Below are 15,705 nucleotides of genomic sequence, written 5' to 3' on the forward strand. Positions count from 1 at the left end.
GTGAAGCCTGACGGCACATCCGGAGGAAACTATGCTTTTCGATAGCCATCTTCATATCGTTGATCGCACAAGGCTGAACTACCCCTGGCTCGCAGGCTCGGGCGCGCTCAACCGTGACAGCCTCTACGACGACTATGCCCTCGAAGCAAAACGGTGCGGCATCACCGACGTCCTGCACATGGAGGTCGACGTCGATCCTTCCGACATCGAGCCGGAAACAGAGTATGCGCGCGAACTCAGCGCTCGGTCGGACAGCCTCATCCGAGGCGCGATTGCAGCCTGTCGCCCGGAGGACACCGACTTTCCGGGGTACCTCGAGCGTGTGCTGGCCGATCCCTTCGTCAGAGGCCTGCGTCGCGTCCTGCATGTCGTTCCCGACGAGTTGTCCACACGCCCGCTCTTTCGCGAAAACCTCAGCCTCATGGCGGAGACGAGGTTGACCTTCGACCTCTGCGTCCTGCCGCATCAGATCGAGCATGCGATAGGACTCGTCGACCTCAACCCAGAAGTCCGGTTCATTCTCGATCATTGTGGGGTCCCAGCCATCAAGGATGGCATGAGCGAAGCCTGGCAAAATGGCATCCGGGAAATCGCGCGCCGTGACAATGTCAGCGTGAAGATTTCCGGGGTTGTCGCCTATGCCGATCCCCACACGTGGACAGTGGAGACTTTGCGGCCGTTCGTCGAGCATTCGATTGCAAGCTTCGGCTGGGACCGCGTCATCTGGGGTAGCGACTGGCCGGTCTGCACCCTCAGCGGCGGGATGTCGACCTGGGTGGCTGCAACCCATGCATTGATCGCCGGCTGCAGCGAAAGCGAGAGGACACGGATGTACCGGCAGAATGCCCAGCGGCTCTGGAACCTCTGAACCAAACCTAAAGAAAAAGGCCTGGCTGCGTGTTGCAGCCAGGCCTTCAAGAGCATAGTTCAGGCGTGACTGTTAAGCGGCCTGCAGTTCCTTGGAGACCATCAGACGCAGCGTCACCAGATCCTTGCCGAACTGGCGAATGCCTTCGGCAAGCTTCTCGGTGGCCATGGCGTCTTCGTTCATCATCCAGCGGAACGTCTTTTCGTCGACGTTCAGCTTCGGCGTTGCGTGTTTGACGTCGGGCGAAAGCTTGCGTTCGAGCTTGCCTTCGTCCTTCGCGAGTTCGTCGAGCAGGTTCGGGCTGATCGTCAGGCGGTCGCAGCCGGCAAGTGCGGCCACTTCCTCGGCGCTGCGGAACGAAGCACCCATGACAATCGTGTTGATGTCGTTGGCCTTGTAATAGTTGTAGATTTCACGAACCGAGATGACGCCTGGATCTTCTTCCGAGGTGTAGTCCTTGCCGGTCGACTTCTTGTACCAGTCGAGAATACGGCCGACGAACGGCGAGATCAGGAACACCTTGGCGTCGGCGCAGGCAGCAGCCTGGGCCATGCTGAACAGCAGCGTCAGATTGCAGTCGATGCCTTCCTTCTGCAGGACTTCGGCAGCGCGGATGCCTTCCCATGTGGATGCCAGCTTGATCAGGATGCGATCCTTCTCGATGCCGCGCTCCTTGTAGCCGGCAACGATGGCATGCGCCTTCTCGATCGAGGCCTTGGTGTCGAACGAAAGGTCGGCGTTGACTTCGGTCGAAACGCGGCCGGGTACCAGCTTCGACAGCGCGGCACCGACGGAAACTGCCAGACGGTCGGCAACAGCTTCGGCAACGGCCTCGGACGAACCCGACTGCTTCTTGCCCCAGGCAACGGCTTCCTTGATGTCATCGGCAAACATCGGCGTGCCGAGCGCCTTCAGGACGATTGATGGGTTTGTCGTGCAATCCACTGGCTTCAGGCGCGCGACGGCCTCGATGTCACCGGTGTCGGCGACGACGGTCGTCATTTCGCGAAGTTGGTCAAGCTTGGAAGTCATGATGAATATCCTTGTTGATTTCGAACTGAGGACCGGCGCCGTCTTGCGTGGCGTTCGGTAAGGTTGGCAGGCCCTCCCGGACCAAAGTAAACGAGAGGGCAGTAACGATGTTCCGGCGTACGCAAGGCGCGGGCTGGAGGATATGCCGGCGGAGCCATGCGGTGCAAGCGCGGAACTCCGTTCGCTGCATCGCCGCTCCAGCACGCTATCCTATAAGACGCCCGCAGATTGCCCTCCCCGCTGGACAAGAGACTCGGTTTTCCAAGTTTGATATCAACGCTCCACCAAGGAAAAGTCAAGGACATTTGTGCATTTCAATTGACATAAGTCTCATACCGCCCAATATCAATTCCGAAAAGCCGGGGTAGCGGCAAGCAACATGCATGCGAGCGCTGCCAATGTCACGTGGCGGCAAACTCTCGGCGGCCTTGTTGCCGGAGGACATATGGCCAAGCTCAGACGTGGAACCCACATCGCCTATTCGGAAACGGCATCGCTGCGCCTGAGGGCTGCCTGGCTGTACTACAACCAGAGCCTGACGCAGAAAGATGTGGCCGAGCAGCTGGGCATCAGCCGCACCACCGTCATCCGGCTGCTCGACGAAGCGCGGCGACGCAGCGAAGTGCAGATCTGGATCAACGACGGTATCGACGATTGCGTCGAGCTGTCCATCAAGCTGGAGCGTGCTTTCGGGCTGGACGAGGCGATTGTCGTGCCGACACCCGCAGGCGGCGGCGTCGATGCCCAAGCGAAGTGCGTCGGCCTGGCGCTCGGACAGTTCCTGACCGAGGCCATCCCCGACGATTACACCATCGGTGTCGGCTGGGGCCGGACGATGACGGCATCGCTCGGCAGTTTCCGCCCACCACGCCGTGACAATTGCAAGGTAGTCTCGCTGCTCGGCGGCATTGTTGCCGTGCAGCAAACTAATCCGATCGACTATACGTGGCGACTGGCAAGCCAGCTCGGCGCCGAATGCTACATGTTTCTAGCACCGCTGCTGGTCGATTCGATCGAGACGAAACGAAATCTTATCGAGAAATGCGGTCTTGAAGCTATCTATCGGTTGGCGGAAAATCTCGATCTGGCCATCGTCAGCTGCGGCGATATCGGCCCGCACTCCACCTCGCTGTCAGAAGGCTTCATATCCAAGGCCGAACTCGATGAACTCATCGCTGCCGGCTGCGTCTGCGATACCATGTTCAATTTCCTCGATGCCGATGGAAACTCCGTCGACCACACCATCAACAGCCGGGTGATGTCCGTCGATCTCGACACGCTGAAGAAAGCAAAGCACATCGTTCTCGCCTGCGGCGGCGCACACCGGGCGACGGCCATCCATGCCACGATAAGGCGCATCGGCTGCAACACGCTCATCACCGACGAAAGTGCGGCGCGCGAACTGCTCGGCCGCATGGAGCCTTTTGCCGCCTGACCTCAGGCATTGCCGGCTTCCCAGCCGAGCATTGCCCGTTTGCGCGTCAGCCCCCAATGGTAACCGGTGAGCACACCGCCCTTGCCCAGCGCGCGATGGCAGGGAACGACGAACGAAATCGGATTTCGACCGATTGCCCCGCCAACCGCCCGCATCGCTGTCGGCTGTCCGATATCCCGCGCAATGTCGGAATAGGTCATTGCCTTGCCGAAGGGAATTTTCAAAAGGCTTTCCCAGACCCGCACCTGAAAATCGGATCCGATCAACACGACACGCAACGGCTGGTCCGCAGACCATTGGCCCGGCTCGAAAATACGCTTGGCAAAGGGCGCCGTTGCCTGGCTGTCCTCGACATACCGGGCGTTCGGCCAGCGGCAGGTCATGTCTTCGAGACAGGCGACCTCACCACCGGTATCGCTGAACGCCAGGCCGGCCAGACCTCGATCGGTGACCATCACCAGCGCCATGCCGAACGGGCTGCCATGGAAGCCGTAGCGGATGGTCAGACCCCCGCCCTTCGCCTTCCACTCCCCCGGCGACATCGCCTCGTGGGTGACGAACAGGTCGTGAAGCCGGCTCGGCCCGGATAGCCCGACCTCGATAGAGGCTTCGAGCAACGGCAACGCCTCCTGCCGCAGCAGCCGCTTGGCATGATCGAGCGTCACCGCCTGCAGGAAGGCCTTGGGCGACAGCCCGGCCCACCGGGTGAATGTCTTCTGCAACTGTGTCGGCGACTGCCCCAGCCGCGTGGCAAGATCCTCCAGGGACGGCTGGTCGCGATAATCCTCTGTGATCAGCGCGATGACGCTACGCACGACCTCGTAGTCAGATCCTTCCGGGGTAATGTCTTTCGTAAGCAGCGGCGCCATGTTCATCATCGGTCTCCTTGCAACCATGATGAGGGTTCGCAACCCGTCTCGCCACCCGTTTCTTGCACCGAAGCTAAATTCGCCGCTTCACTGTCGCAAGTGCCGCCAGGAATGCCTTGGCGAAGCTTTCGCGGTCATCCGGGTTGAGAAACGATCCAACATCCGCCCGCCGCCCCTCGCCCGATAGATGCATTGAGCGGATGCCGATGCCGGGCTCCCGCCGAACCAGGAAGCGCAGCCAGAACGGGTTGAAACGTTGCTCGACGGAGCGACCGGAGGCCAGCACCTTGCGAATGGAGACATCGGTACGGGACACCTTGACCTCTTCGCGGACACGGCCCGCACGATAGTTCAGCCAGAAGGCGCCATAGAGAAGCAGGAAATCCGCACCGAGGAAAAAGCCGATCGGCCACGCGCCGCTGGCAACGAACAGGCCGCCATAAAACAGGCTGAGAAAGCCGGCCAGGGCGAGCATGACCTTGAACCCCTTTCGGCCAAGCGAGCGATGCGGAAAAAGCTCCGCAGAAAAAACCAGCTTTTCTTCCGGCGCCCCGCCGTTGCCATCGGTCATAATCCGCGATTATAGGTCTTTGATGGCAAATCCCAAGATCAAATCCAGCCTTCCGGCTCCGAAAACGGCCCTTGCGACAGCACGTCGCAAGCCCTCGTTCCGCTGCGTCTACCCAAAGACGGAGATCGACGAGATCTTCCGCCGCTTCTCGATCCAGCGGCCTGAGCCAAAGGGCGAACTGGAGCACGTCAATCCCTTCACCCTGCTCGTTGCCGTGGCATTGTCAGCGCAGGCGACCGATGTCGGTGTCAACAAGGCGACACGCGGCCTGTTCGCCATCGCCGATACTCCCCAGAAGATGCTCGACCTCGGCGAGGATCGTATCCGGGAGCATATCCGCACGATCGGCCTCTATCGTAACAAGGCCAAAAACGTCGTCGCCCTGTCGGCAAAGCTGATCAGCGACTTCGGCGGCGAGGTGCCGCAGACCCGCGAAGAACTGGTCACCCTGCCGGGCGTCGGCCGCAAGACCGCAAATGTCGTGCTATCCATGGCCTTCGGCCATTCCACCATGGCCGTCGACACCCACATCTTTCGTATCGGCAACCGCATCCGGCTCGCACCCGGCAAGACGCCGGACGAAGTCGAGCAGCGGCTGATGAAGGTCATTCCGGACCACTATCTCTACCACGCCCACCACTGGCTGATCCTGCACGGTCGCTACGTCTGCAAGGCCCGGCGGCCGGAATGCGAACATTGCATCATTGCCGACCTCTGTCGCTCGCCGGAAAAAAGCTGCGACATCCCGGCGCCGCTTGTACCCCTACCGCCGCAATTCGTCGGAGAATGAGGGGTCGCGAAGGGTCAGCCGCTTGTGCAGATGAACCATCATGGCGCCGGCAAACAACGGCGTCAGCAGGTTGACGAACGGAATGGCGAGAAACGCTGCAATCACCAGCCCGGCAAGGAAAACCGTGGAGGCATTCTTCTTTCGAAAATTCCGGGCCTGCTGCGGCGAGCGAAAGCGGCTGGCGGCGAATTCGAAAAATTCCCGGCCGAGTAAGTAGCCGTTAACCAGGAAGAAGGCGACGAGATTGACGCCCGGCACGATCAGCAGAATAAGCGCTATGCCGTTGCCGACGATGAGCACTCCGAGAAACTTGATCGAACTGACCATGGCGGGTCCGAAAGGCATCGCTTTGCCGGGGACATCAAGTGGATAGTCCTGGCGCTCGACGACGGCGGCGACGTCATCCAGGAACAGCCCGGCGACCAGACCCGCCACCGGCGCCAGCAGGAAGGCAGCGCCGAGCCCCACCACCGCCGCCAGCAAGACGGCCAACCAGTCGACCCACGCAGGCAGGCCTGAGAAAAAGTAGTGCAGTAATGACACCCCGTAGGTGGCGACAAACGCTTGCAAAGCCAGCCAGAAGCAGATCAGGACGGCGATGGAGAGGCCGAGTACTTTCCAGACCAGCCGGCGCATGTCTGGCGCCAGCAAATTGGCAACCGCCAGGCGTGCAGATTCTATAATCATGAATGACATTCTCGCGTAAAAGGCTTTTGATCTATGTAAGGGAGGCCAGGCACTCCGACAAGAACTCGGTGTGTACAAGCAACGCCAACATTGTAATAAAGGCTGCACTAATATAAAATGAATGATATTACACGAGACAAACCTTACTTTTGACCAAACTGAAAACTAGGCATGCACGCGCGCAGATTGTTTTCATCGGACAGTGCTGGCGCAGTAACATTGCGAGGCAGCATGGACGATCTCAGCCAGAAGCTAAAACAATATATCAAATCCGGCACGCCCGCCGAAAGACGGATTGCGCGGTACTTTTCAGACCATATGAGCGAACTGCCATACGAAACTGCATCGTCCGTTGCCGATAGGCTGGAACTGAGCCCGATGACCGTCGGCCGCTTCCTGCGCGCTCTGGGCTACCAGGGGCTGGATGGCTTCAAGGTTCATCTGCGCGAGACGGTTCCGCCGACCGCGCTGCAGAAGAACCCGACTTCCGTCGAGCAACTCCAGCAGGATGCCGCCGCAGGCCTGCCGCTGGCAGCATTGATGGCAGAGCAGCTGGACATGCTGCACCACGTCTACAATCTCTCGTCCCAGCCGCAATGGGCGGACGCGGTCTCTTCCATCCTGAGCGCAAGCGACGTGTTTGTCGCGTGCCATCTGACATGCCCGATCGGCCAGTATTTTTGCGATCGCCTGAGCTTTGCCCGCGACAACGTGCGGATGGCGGGCAACGGCAATGCCACATACATGGAGCTACTGGCACCATCCACCACGAATTCGCTGCTCATCATAATCGACTCCCACCGCTTCGCGAAATCGAGACTGCTGGCCCGCTCGGCCCGTCGCTCCGGCCTGAAGGTTCTGCTGGTTACCAGCCAATACACCGACTGGGCCCACGAATTTGCCAATACCACGCTGTCAGTCCCCCCGCCCCGCGTTGGACCGCGCGACAACCTGACGGCTATGTCCGCACTACTGGAGTTCCTGGCAACCGCCGTCATCCACGCCGCCGGCCAGGACGCAGAAGTCCGTGCACGGCGACTGGCAGAGCTCGAGAACATGTTTGCTGAAGCACCGATGCGGTAATGCCGAGAGGTGGACGAAACAGTTGCAGCGAAACTGCGTATCGCGCTTTGCGTCTGGAACTGGGCAATAACAACGCTATAGAGCATTTTGCATCCCTATGAGATGCTGAAAATGCTTTACTCCAACAGGTCGAGTTCAGCCCTATGGCGGATCATCGCCAGGAACCGTCTGTACTCGCGATCGTAGCCGGCCTTTCTGCTCGCATCCGGCAGGCGCTCGTTGCCGCCCGGATACATCGCTGCCCCGGCGGTCGCCAGTGTCTCGTGCATGCCACAGGCAACCGATGCCGCAATGGCGGTGCCGAGCAGCACGGCTTCATTCATCTTCGGCACGATCACGTTGCAGCCGGTAACGTCGGCATAGAGCTCCATCAGCACCGCATTCTTCACATGCCCGCCTGCAACATGCAGCGTGTCCGGAACGTGCCCGTGTTCCCGCATCTTTTCGAGAATGTGGCGAATGCCGAGGGCGATGCCGAGGCTCGTGCGCCAGTAGAGCCGGCATAATCCGTCGAACGATGTGTCGAGCGTCAGGCCGCTGATGACGCCGACCGCATGCGGATCGGCAAGCGGCGACCGGTTGCCGTGGAAATCAGGCAGCACGTGAATGCGGGCGCCGAGAGCGGCACCCTCCATATCGCGCAACTCCGCAATCCGCGCGACGATATCGGCATGCAGGGCAGCGGTGGGTGCCCCACCGGCGGCGTGCATCCCGACGATATGGTCCAGCAGCCCGCCGGTTGCCGATTGACCTGCTTCAACCAGCCACCAGTCGGGACAGACCACGTCGAAATATGGCCCCCACATACCGGAACTGGCCGGCATTTCGCGGGAGAAGGCGACCACGCAGCTCGACGTTCCCGCAATCAGCGCAAGTTGTCGCCCGAGTTCCTCCGGCTTGCCGACATGGGCGGCAAGTGCCCCCAATGCACCCGCATAGGCATCGATGACCCCGGCGGATACATGGCAGCCGCGGTCTAGCCCGAGGGCTAGAGCCGCCTCCACGCTCAACATGCCCATGCTCGAGCCGACCGGCGTCGTCTGCTCCGGCAGATGTCCGCGCTCGAGAAGGTCGGAGAGACCGATCTGGTCGAGAAAGTCGTGCTGCCAGCCGGGGTTGCGATGCGCCAGGTAGTTCCATTTCGCCGTCAACGTACAGCGCGAGCGTGCCAGAGATCCGGTCGCCTTGTAGGTCATGAAATCCGCCAGATCGAAGAAGTGGCCGCTCCGTGCCCAACTCTCCGGCAGGTTTTTCTTCAGCCACATCAGCTTCGGTATCTGCATTTCCGGCGACATTACATGACCGGAATGGGCGATGACCTGATGCTGCGTGGCGGTGCAGAGGTCCGCTTCGGCCAGCGCCCGGTGATCGAGCCAGACGATGGTGTCGAAGCGCGCCTCTCCTCCGGACGACACCGTCAGCGGCTGGCCGTCTCGGTCGCGCACCACCAGCGAGCAGGTGGCATCGAAGCCGATGCCGGCAATAGCTTCTGCCGCCACGCCGGAAGCGGAGCGCGCAGCCCGTACGGCGGCACAGACTGCCGACCAGATATCCTCCGAGCTGTGTTCCGCGTGATTTTCCTGCGGCCGGTTCATGAGGATCGGATGCTCGCCCTTACCCAGCATCCGCCCATGCGAATCGAACACGCCGGCGCGCGCGCTGCTCGTGCCGATATCGACCGCAATCACATGATCACGCATTAAGTCCCGGTCCCGTCCGTCCTGTGTTTTTGGACAAGGTGTATCAAATCCGGCATCGCGTCAAACACCACTTCGGGTGCCAACCGCTCCAGTTCCGAACGGTAGTGGGCCGAGGTGGCATGCGCTCCACCGGTGAAGGCAAAGACCGTCATTCCGGCGGCCCGTGCAGCGACGATGCCGGCAGGACTATCTTCAACGACGATACAGTTTTCCGGTGAAACGCCCATCTGCTGGGCCGCATAGAGAAACAGGTCTGGCGCCGGCTTTCCGCGCTTGACCATGCTGGCACTGAATATATGCGGCTCGAGTCGATCGAGCAGGCCCGTCAGGCCCAGCGACAGCTTGATCCGCTCCAGCTGGCTGGACGACGCCACGCAGCGCCTGATATCGAGCCTGTCGAGGGTTTCGCTAATGCCGGCAATCGGCTGCAGTTCGCTGCGAAACCGGGCATAGAGGTCTTCACGGATGCGATCGAGAAAAGCCTGGTCGGCCTGGACGTTAAATTCGGTATCGAGCGTATCGATCAGGGTTGCCAGGCTTTTTCCGAGAAACCGCTGGTAAGCACCTTCAGCATCGATTTCGATACCGCTGTCCCGCATCGCCTGGACGACGACAGCGATGGAGAGCGGCTCGCTGTCGACGAGAACGCCATCGCAGTCGAAGATGACAAGCCCGTTTTCCGCGTCAATCATTGCCGGTCCACCTTCGTCCATCGGGATGCCGGCGCCCCTTGGGACGCCAGCCGACCTTTAATCAGCCAGATTGTTGTCGAGGTAAAGCTGCAGCGTCTCGCGCGTACCCTTTTCCCACAGCGTCTTCAGCGCATGCGCGAACCGCTTGCGGAAAAGATCGGACTTTGCGACCTCGCCGAAAATATCGTCGAAAACGAGGAAAGCCGCCGGATCTGTCTTCGCCTTCAGTGCTGCTGCGTGCAGGCGATCCGAACTGGCATCGTTGAAGACAATCTCCTTGCCGCTGTCCGTCGTACCGGCGAAATAACGGCACCACAGCGCCGATACCAGCGACAAGCCGACAATGTCCCTGCCCTGCGCCAGATTATCGAGCGTCGATGGAAGGATGAATTTCGGCTGGCGGTTGGAGCCGTCCTGCGCCAGCCGCGGAATGGTATCGGCAATCTTCGGGTTCAGCAGCCGGTGCTCTATCAGTTCGAAATAGTCCTTCAGGTCGGTGTTCGGCACAGGCGGGATGATCGGGATGATTTCCTCGTTCTCGAGCTTGGCGAGAAAAGCCCGGATCAGCGGATCCTCCATCGAGTCATGCACGAAATGGATGTCCATCAGCGCCGCCGGATAGGCGATCGCTGCGTGGCCGCCATTGAGGATGCGGATCTTCATGTGCTCGTAGGGGGTCACATCGGGCACGAAGGTGACGCCGACCTTTTCGAGCGCCGGGCGGCCTGCCGTGAACTTGTCCTCGAGCACCCATTGCTTGAATTCCTCGCAATAGACCGGCCAGTTGTCCTCGATGCTGAAAGCATCTTTCAGCAGGTCGATCTCGCGCTGCCCGGTCGCCGGTGTGATCCGGTCCACCATGGCGTTCGGAAAGGCAACGTTGGCCTTGATCCAGTCGGCAAGGTCAGGATCCGAAAGCCGCGCAGTGCCGACGACGGCGTTGGTAGCCACCACGCCATTGTGCGGAATGTTGTCGCAGGACATGACGGTGAACGGGACGAGGCCCTTGTCCTTGCGCGCCCTCAGCCCGGCAACGATCAAGCCAAAGACGGTCTTCGGCTCGCCAGGATTCTCGCCGTCGGCAACGATGGCCGGGTGTGCTGGATTGAACTTGCCCGAGGCATCGATGAAATAACCGCCCTCGGTAATAGTCATGGACACGATACGGATGGCCGGGTCGGCGAGCTTTGCAATGATCGCCGCGGAATCGCCGACTGGCAGGATGTCGATCATCGGACCTGTGACGCGCGCCGACGTCGAGTTGTTGTCCTGCTCGACAACGGTCGTCAGAAAATCCTGCGCCGCAAGCTTTTCACGCATGCTGGCGTCGGACGGCAACATGCCTGCACCGACGATTGCCCAGTCATGATCATGGCCCGCAGTGAACAGGTCGTCCAGATAAACCGCCTGATGGGCACGGTGGAAATTGCCGACGCCGAAATGGACGATACCGGCCGACAGCTGAGACCGGTCATAGGCCGGGATGGCGGCCGTTTCCGAAATGGCTTTCAGGGTTGCCAGCGAGAGTTTGGTCATGGTCGAAAGTCCTTCCGAAAGGTCCTGATGGTCCATATTGTCGTTGCGCCCGTCGGCCACTGCGCTTCCCCGGCTCACTCGCCGGGACATGCGTCATCGCTCGTCGCGGGTGCGGCGTGGCCAGCCTTACGAGGCGATGGCCAGGCCCTTGTCGTCGAACTTGTGGATGCGGGTGCGGTCCGGGGTCATGTAGACGATCTCGCCTGCCTTGACCGGAAATTCGCCGGTACCACGCGCCGTGATGTGGCCGATGCCTTCGACATCGACGTGCAGGAACGTGTCCGAGCCGAGATGCTCGGCAACGGTGACCTTGCCCTGCCAAACGCCGCTTTCGGTCGACAGCACGATATGCTCGGGCCGAACGCCAACCGTCGGCGCGCCGAACGGCTCCGCATAGACGCCGGTGACAAAATTCATCCTCGGCGAACCGATGAAGCCGGCGACGAAGAGGTTTGCCGGGTTCTTGTAGAGCTCCATCGGCGAGCCGACCTGCTCGATGTTACCGCGGTTTAGGACGACGATCTTGTCTGCCATGGTCATGGCTTCGACCTGGTCATGGGTGACGTAGACCATGGTGGTCTTCAGCTGCTGGTGCAATTCGCTGATCTCGAGGCGCATGTTGACGCGCAGCGACGCATCGAGGTTCGAAAGCGGCTCGTCGAAGAGGAAGGCCGCCGGCTGGCGCACGATGGCACGGCCGATGGCGACGCGCTGGCGCTGGCCGCCGGACAGCATGCGCGGCTTGCGGTCGAGATAATCGGTGAGGTTCAGCACACGGGCGGCTTCGGTCACTTTGCGGTCGATCTCGTCTTTCGACATGCCGGCCATTTTCAGCGGGAAGGCGATGTTGCTGCGCACGCTCATATGCGGATAGAGCGCGTAGGACTGGAACACCATGGCAAGCCCGCGCTCCGATGGACCGAGGCTGGTGCCGTCCTTGCCGTCGATGATGATCTTGCCGCCGGAGACATCTTCCAGGCCGGCGATCAGCCGCAGCAGCGTCGATTTTCCGCAGCCGGATGGCCCGACGAAAACAACGAACTCGCCGTCCTTGATTTCAAGGTCGATGGAAGGGATGACCTTGGCTTCGCCAAAGACCTTCGAAACCTTTTGAAGGGTAATGCTGCCCATGTCTCTCTCCCAGATATCTTATTTGACCGCGCCAAAAGTCAGGCCGCGTACGAGTTGCTTTTGGCTGAACCAGCCGAGGATCAGGATCGGCGCAATTGCCATGGTCGAGGCGGCCGAAAGTTTTGCATAGAACAGACCTTCGGGGCTCGAGTAGGAAGCGATGAAGGCCGTCAGCGGCGCCGCCTGGGAAGCTGTGAGATTAAGCGTCCAGAACGCTTCGTTCCAGGCCAGGATGACGTTCAGCAACAATGTCGAGGCGATGCCCGGTATTGCCATGGGGGTCAGCACGTAGATGATTTCCTTCATCAGCGAAGCGCCGTCCATGCGGGCGGCCTCCAGGATCTCGCCCGGAATTTCCTTGAAGTACGTATAAAGCATCCAGACGATGATCGGCAGGTTGATCAGCGTCAGCACGCCGACGAGGCCGATTCGGCTGTCGAGCAGGCCGGTGGCCTGGAAAAGCAGATAGATCGGAATGAGGGCGCCGACCGGCGGCATCATCTTGGTCGAGAGCATCCACATCAGGATGTCCTTGGTCCGCTTGGTCGGCGAAAACGCCATTGCCCAGGCAGCTGGAACCGCGATGATCAGCCCGATGACGGTCGATCCGACGGCTATGATGACCGAGTTTGAAAAGTGCAGGAAATAGTCCGAGCGCGACTGCACCTCGACATAGTTCTCGGTCGTCCAGTGGAAGAACAGGAACAGCGGCGGCGAAGCAACGGCATCGCCTTCCGACTTGAAGCTGGTGAGGAACGTCCAGAGGATCGGGAAGAAGATCAGCAGCCCGAGCGCCCATGCGACGAGCGAGACGATAACCTTGTGGCGGGTGGAAACGCTGCGAGCCATCTCAAGCCTCCAGATTCTTGCCGACGATGCGGACGAGGAAGATAGCGACGATGTTGGCAAGCACGACGGCAACGATACCGCCCGCCGATGCACCACCGATGTCGAATTGCAGCAGCGCCTGCGAATAGACGAGATAGGTCAGGTTCGTGCTATCCGTGCCCGGACCGCCATTGGTGGTGACCAGGATTTCGGCAAACACCGACAGCATGAAGATGGTCTCGATGAGGATGACCACCGTGATGGCGCGCGCCATGTGCGGCAGGATGATGTAGATGAATTTGGACACTACGCCGGCGCCGTCCATCTCGGCGGCTTCCTTCTGCTCTTCGTCGAGCGACTGAAGTGCTGTCAGCATGATGAGCGTTGCAAACGGCAGCCACTGCCAGGCGACGATGACGATCACCGAGGCCAGGGGGGCGTTGGCCAGAAAGTCGTAAGGCTGGAGCCCGACAGCCTTTGCAACATAGGCAAAGAGGCCGTTCACCGGGTTCATGAACATGTTCTTCCAGATCAGCGCCGCCACCGTCGGCATGACGAAGAACGGTGCGATCACCAGTATACGGACGATCCCTTGGCCGAACATCGGCTGGTCCAGCAGCAGCGCGAAGGCAATACCGCCGACAATGGTGATGAGAAGCGCGCCGCCAACCAGCAGCAGCGTGTTCATCAGCGCCTGCAGGAAAGCTGGATCGGTGAGAAAATATTCGTAATTGCTGAAGCCGATGAATGGATGATCACCCGGCATCAGCAGATTGTAGTTCAGCGTCGAGAAATAGATCGTCATTGCCAGCGGCACGATCATCCACGCGAACAGCAGGATCACGGAGGGCGCCATCATCAGGCGGGCAGCGGAACGGGTCTGTAAGGTCGCCATGGAAAGGACCAATCTTGTCTTGAAGCGGGGAGAGTGGCCGCAACAGCGGAATTTTTAAAAGGCCGCCAAGTCACGCTTGGGGCGATCGACGGCGAACAGGAGGGAGGCGCGCAAGGCGCCCCCGCTCCCTAGCCCAGCCGATATCTTACTTGGGATAACCGGCCTTCTTCATTTCGCGGGTCGTCAGTGCCTGGGCACTCTTGAGAGCCTGGTCAACAGTGACCTGGCCGGCAAGCGCTGCAGAGAACTGCTGGCCAACGGCAGTGCCGATACCCTGAAATTCAGGAATAGCGACGAACTGAACGCCGACATAGGGAACCGGCTTGACAGTCGGCTTCGTCGGATCGGCGGAGTTGATGCTGTCCAGCGTCATCTTGGCGAAAGGAGCAGCCTTCTGGTAATCGGCATTCGCATAGAGCGAAGCGCGGGTACCGGGAGGTGCGTTCAACCAGCCGTCCTTTTGCGCAACAAGGTTTGTGTATTCCTTGCTGGTTGCCCAGGCGACAAACTTCTCGGCAGCTTCCGTCTTCTTGGAACCGGCCGGGATGGCGAGGTTCCAAGCCCAGAGCCAGTTTCCGCGCTTGCCAAGACCGTTGTCAGGAGCAAGTGCGAAACCGACCTTGTCGGCAACCTTGGACTGCTTCGGATCGGAAACGAAGGAAGCAGCAACCGTGGCGTCGATCCACATACCGCATTTGCCGGTCTGGAACAGGGCGAGGTTTTCGTTGAAGCCATTAGAAGAAGCACCTGGAGGTCCATCTTCCTTCAGCATCTTCACGTAGAAGTCGAGGGTCTTCTTCCACTCGGGCTGATCGAACTGTGCAGTCCACTTTTCGTCAAACCAGCGTGCGCCGAAGGAGTTGGACATGGCTGTCAGGAAAGCCATGTTCTCGCCCCAGCCGGCCTTGCCACGAAGGCAGATGCCGTAGACTTCGTCTTTCTTGTCAGTGATCTTCTTGGCTGCGTCAGCGATGAAGTCCCAGGTCGGGGCATCAGGCATCTTCAGGCCGGCCTTGTCGAAAAGGTCCTTGCGGTACATGACCATCGAGCTTTCGCCGTAGAAAGGCGCAGCGTATAGCTTGCCGTCCATGGTCAGGCCGCTGCGGATGGCCGGAAGAAGGTCATTCACATCGTAGCTGGCGCCGAGATTGTCGAGTGGCTGCAGCCAGCCTTGCTTGGCCCAGATCGGAACTTCATAGGTACCGATCGTGAGAACGTCGTACTGACCGCCTTTGGTCGCAATGTCGGTCGTGACCTTCTGGCGGAGGATGTTTTCTTCGAGCGTCACCCACTGCAGATCGATGCCCGGGTTCTTGGTCTTGAAATCATCGGTAAGTTTCTGCATGCGGACCATGTCGCCGTTATTGACGGTGGCAATGGTCAGCGTCTCTGCAGACGCCATTCCGGCAAGCATCATCACTGAGCAGGCGCTCAGGAGTAGAGTCTTCAATTTCATAATCTTCCTCCCAGAAGAGAAAATATGAGCATTCGCTTAGCTCGAGGGCAATTACTCATAACATGCGACAAGTTGTCAATGCTTAATCGTTGCTGCGACGCCGAACGAAAAAATAAGTCGTTGAAGAAAATG

At 59.9% G+C, this 15,705-nt stretch carries 15 protein-coding genes; 4 read left to right on the forward strand and 11 right to left on the reverse strand.

What is annotated here, in order from left to right:
* The first annotated feature begins 31 nt into the window (after positions 1 to 31).
* Entirely contained in the window at positions 32 to 868 is an 837-nt protein-coding gene (locus PR017_RS12580; RefSeq protein ID WP_111218880.1) for an amidohydrolase family protein, read from the forward strand.
* Positions 869 to 940: 72 nt separating this feature from the next.
* Here the strand turns inward: PR017_RS12580 and tal are convergent, their stop codons facing one another.
* Positions 941 to 1,900 carry a transaldolase gene (gene tal / locus PR017_RS12585; protein ID WP_111218882.1) on the reverse strand — a complete coding sequence of 320 codons (960 nt, stop codon included), beginning with the start codon at positions 1,898 to 1,900 and terminating at the stop codon, positions 941 to 943.
* A 445-nt stretch (positions 1,901 to 2,345) separates the two neighbouring features.
* Here tal and PR017_RS12590 point away from each other — a divergent pair, with 445 nt between their 5' ends.
* Positions 2,346 to 3,335 (forward strand): sugar-binding transcriptional regulator, encoded by a 990-nt coding sequence (locus tag PR017_RS12590; protein WP_111219033.1) that lies wholly within the window; start codon positions 2,346 to 2,348, stop codon positions 3,333 to 3,335.
* A 2-nt stretch (positions 3,336 to 3,337) separates the two neighbouring features.
* Here the strand turns inward: PR017_RS12590 and PR017_RS12595 are convergent, their stop codons facing one another.
* The gene (locus PR017_RS12595) at positions 3,338 to 4,210 is read right to left on the reverse strand and encodes a methylated-DNA--[protein]-cysteine S-methyltransferase (RefSeq protein ID WP_111218884.1); all 873 of its coding nucleotides are present in this window, start codon (positions 4,208 to 4,210) and stop codon (positions 3,338 to 3,340) included.
* 67 nt (positions 4,211 to 4,277) lie between these two features.
* On the reverse strand, positions 4,278 to 4,775 hold the full coding sequence (locus PR017_RS12600) for a DUF2244 domain-containing protein (protein ID WP_111218886.1): 498 nt from the start codon (positions 4,773 to 4,775) through the stop codon (positions 4,278 to 4,280).
* 22 nt (positions 4,776 to 4,797) lie between these two features.
* Here PR017_RS12600 and nth point away from each other — a divergent pair, with 22 nt between their 5' ends.
* Entirely contained in the window at positions 4,798 to 5,565 is a 768-nt protein-coding gene (gene nth / locus PR017_RS12605; protein ID WP_111218888.1) for an endonuclease III, read from the forward strand.
* Here nth and PR017_RS12610 read toward each other — a convergent pair.
* Entirely contained in the window at positions 5,539 to 6,252 is a 714-nt protein-coding gene (locus tag PR017_RS12610) for a sulfate transporter family protein (protein ID WP_111218890.1), read from the reverse strand. The genes nth and PR017_RS12610 overlap by 27 nt on opposite strands.
* A 231-nt stretch (positions 6,253 to 6,483) precedes the next feature.
* Here PR017_RS12610 and PR017_RS12615 point away from each other — a divergent pair, with 231 nt between their 5' ends.
* Entirely contained in the window at positions 6,484 to 7,335 is an 852-nt protein-coding gene (locus PR017_RS12615) for a MurR/RpiR family transcriptional regulator (RefSeq protein ID WP_111218892.1), read from the forward strand.
* Between the two features lie 116 nt (positions 7,336 to 7,451).
* Here the strand turns inward: PR017_RS12615 and PR017_RS12620 are convergent, their stop codons facing one another.
* The 7 genes from PR017_RS12620 to PR017_RS12650 all read right to left on the reverse strand — a co-directional run bounded on the left by PR017_RS12620 (position 7,452) and on the right by PR017_RS12650 (position 15,573).
* A complete protein-coding gene (locus PR017_RS12620; protein ID WP_111218894.1) occupies positions 7,452 to 9,035 on the reverse strand; it encodes an FGGY-family carbohydrate kinase in 1,584 nt (527 codons plus the stop codon).
* On the reverse strand, positions 9,035 to 9,727 hold the full coding sequence (locus PR017_RS12625; RefSeq protein ID WP_111219035.1) for an HAD family hydrolase: 693 nt from the start codon (positions 9,725 to 9,727) through the stop codon (positions 9,035 to 9,037). Before PR017_RS12625 ends, PR017_RS12620 begins: the two co-directional genes overlap by 1 nt.
* Before the next feature lie 57 nt (positions 9,728 to 9,784).
* A complete protein-coding gene (locus PR017_RS12630) occupies positions 9,785 to 11,263 on the reverse strand; it encodes a mannitol dehydrogenase family protein (protein ID WP_111219037.1) in 1,479 nt (492 codons plus the stop codon).
* A gap of 126 nt (positions 11,264 to 11,389) precedes the next feature.
* Complete coding sequence (locus PR017_RS12635; protein WP_111218896.1) at positions 11,390 to 12,394, reverse strand: ABC transporter ATP-binding protein; 1,005 nt, start codon at positions 12,392 to 12,394, stop codon at positions 11,390 to 11,392.
* Between the two features lie 18 nt (positions 12,395 to 12,412).
* Positions 12,413 to 13,243 (reverse strand): carbohydrate ABC transporter permease, encoded by an 831-nt coding sequence (locus PR017_RS12640; protein WP_111218898.1) that lies wholly within the window; start codon positions 13,241 to 13,243, stop codon positions 12,413 to 12,415.
* 1 nt (position 13,244) lies between these two features.
* Complete coding sequence (locus PR017_RS12645; protein ID WP_111218900.1) at positions 13,245 to 14,117, reverse strand: carbohydrate ABC transporter permease; 873 nt, start codon at positions 14,115 to 14,117, stop codon at positions 13,245 to 13,247.
* A 145-nt stretch (positions 14,118 to 14,262) separates the two neighbouring features.
* Complete coding sequence (locus PR017_RS12650) at positions 14,263 to 15,573, reverse strand: ABC transporter substrate-binding protein (protein WP_111218902.1); 1,311 nt, start codon at positions 15,571 to 15,573, stop codon at positions 14,263 to 14,265.
* Positions 15,574 to 15,705 lie beyond the last annotated feature (132 nt).

The sequence above is a fragment of the Rhizobium tumorigenes genome, from assembly GCF_003240565.2.
Classification (GTDB): Bacteria; Pseudomonadota; Alphaproteobacteria; order Rhizobiales; family Rhizobiaceae; genus Rhizobium; species Rhizobium tumorigenes.

Excerpts from the sequence above, each read along its gene's own strand:
- PR017_RS12580 (WP_111218880.1), top strand. The coding sequence starts at position 32 with ATGCTTTTCGATAGCCATCTTCATATCGTTGATCGCACAAGGCTGAAC.
- tal (WP_111218882.1), bottom strand. The coding sequence starts at position 1,900 with ATGACTTCCAAGCTTGACCAACTTCGCGAAATGACGACCGTCGTCGCC.
- PR017_RS12590 (WP_111219033.1), top strand. The coding sequence starts at position 2,346 with ATGGCCAAGCTCAGACGTGGAACCCACATCGCCTATTCGGAAACGGCA.
- PR017_RS12595 (WP_111218884.1), bottom strand. The coding sequence starts at position 4,210 with ATGAACATGGCGCCGCTGCTTACGAAAGACATTACCCCGGAAGGATCT.
- PR017_RS12600 (WP_111218886.1), bottom strand. The coding sequence starts at position 4,775 with ATGACCGATGGCAACGGCGGGGCGCCGGAAGAAAAGCTGGTTTTTTCT.
- nth (WP_111218888.1), top strand. The coding sequence starts at position 4,798 with ATGGCAAATCCCAAGATCAAATCCAGCCTTCCGGCTCCGAAAACGGCC.
- PR017_RS12610 (WP_111218890.1), bottom strand. The coding sequence starts at position 6,252 with ATGATTATAGAATCTGCACGCCTGGCGGTTGCCAATTTGCTGGCGCCA.
- PR017_RS12615 (WP_111218892.1), top strand. The coding sequence starts at position 6,484 with ATGGACGATCTCAGCCAGAAGCTAAAACAATATATCAAATCCGGCACG.
- PR017_RS12620 (WP_111218894.1), bottom strand. The coding sequence starts at position 9,035 with ATGCGTGATCATGTGATTGCGGTCGATATCGGCACGAGCAGCGCGCGC.
- PR017_RS12625 (WP_111219035.1), bottom strand. The coding sequence starts at position 9,727 with ATGATTGACGCGGAAAACGGGCTTGTCATCTTCGACTGCGATGGCGTT.
- PR017_RS12630 (WP_111219037.1), bottom strand. The coding sequence starts at position 11,263 with ATGACCAAACTCTCGCTGGCAACCCTGAAAGCCATTTCGGAAACGGCC.
- PR017_RS12635 (WP_111218896.1), bottom strand. The coding sequence starts at position 12,394 with ATGGGCAGCATTACCCTTCAAAAGGTTTCGAAGGTCTTTGGCGAAGCC.
- PR017_RS12640 (WP_111218898.1), bottom strand. The coding sequence starts at position 13,243 with ATGGCTCGCAGCGTTTCCACCCGCCACAAGGTTATCGTCTCGCTCGTC.
- PR017_RS12645 (WP_111218900.1), bottom strand. The coding sequence starts at position 14,117 with ATGGCGACCTTACAGACCCGTTCCGCTGCCCGCCTGATGATGGCGCCC.
- PR017_RS12650 (WP_111218902.1), bottom strand. The coding sequence starts at position 15,573 with ATGAAATTGAAGACTCTACTCCTGAGCGCCTGCTCAGTGATGATGCTT.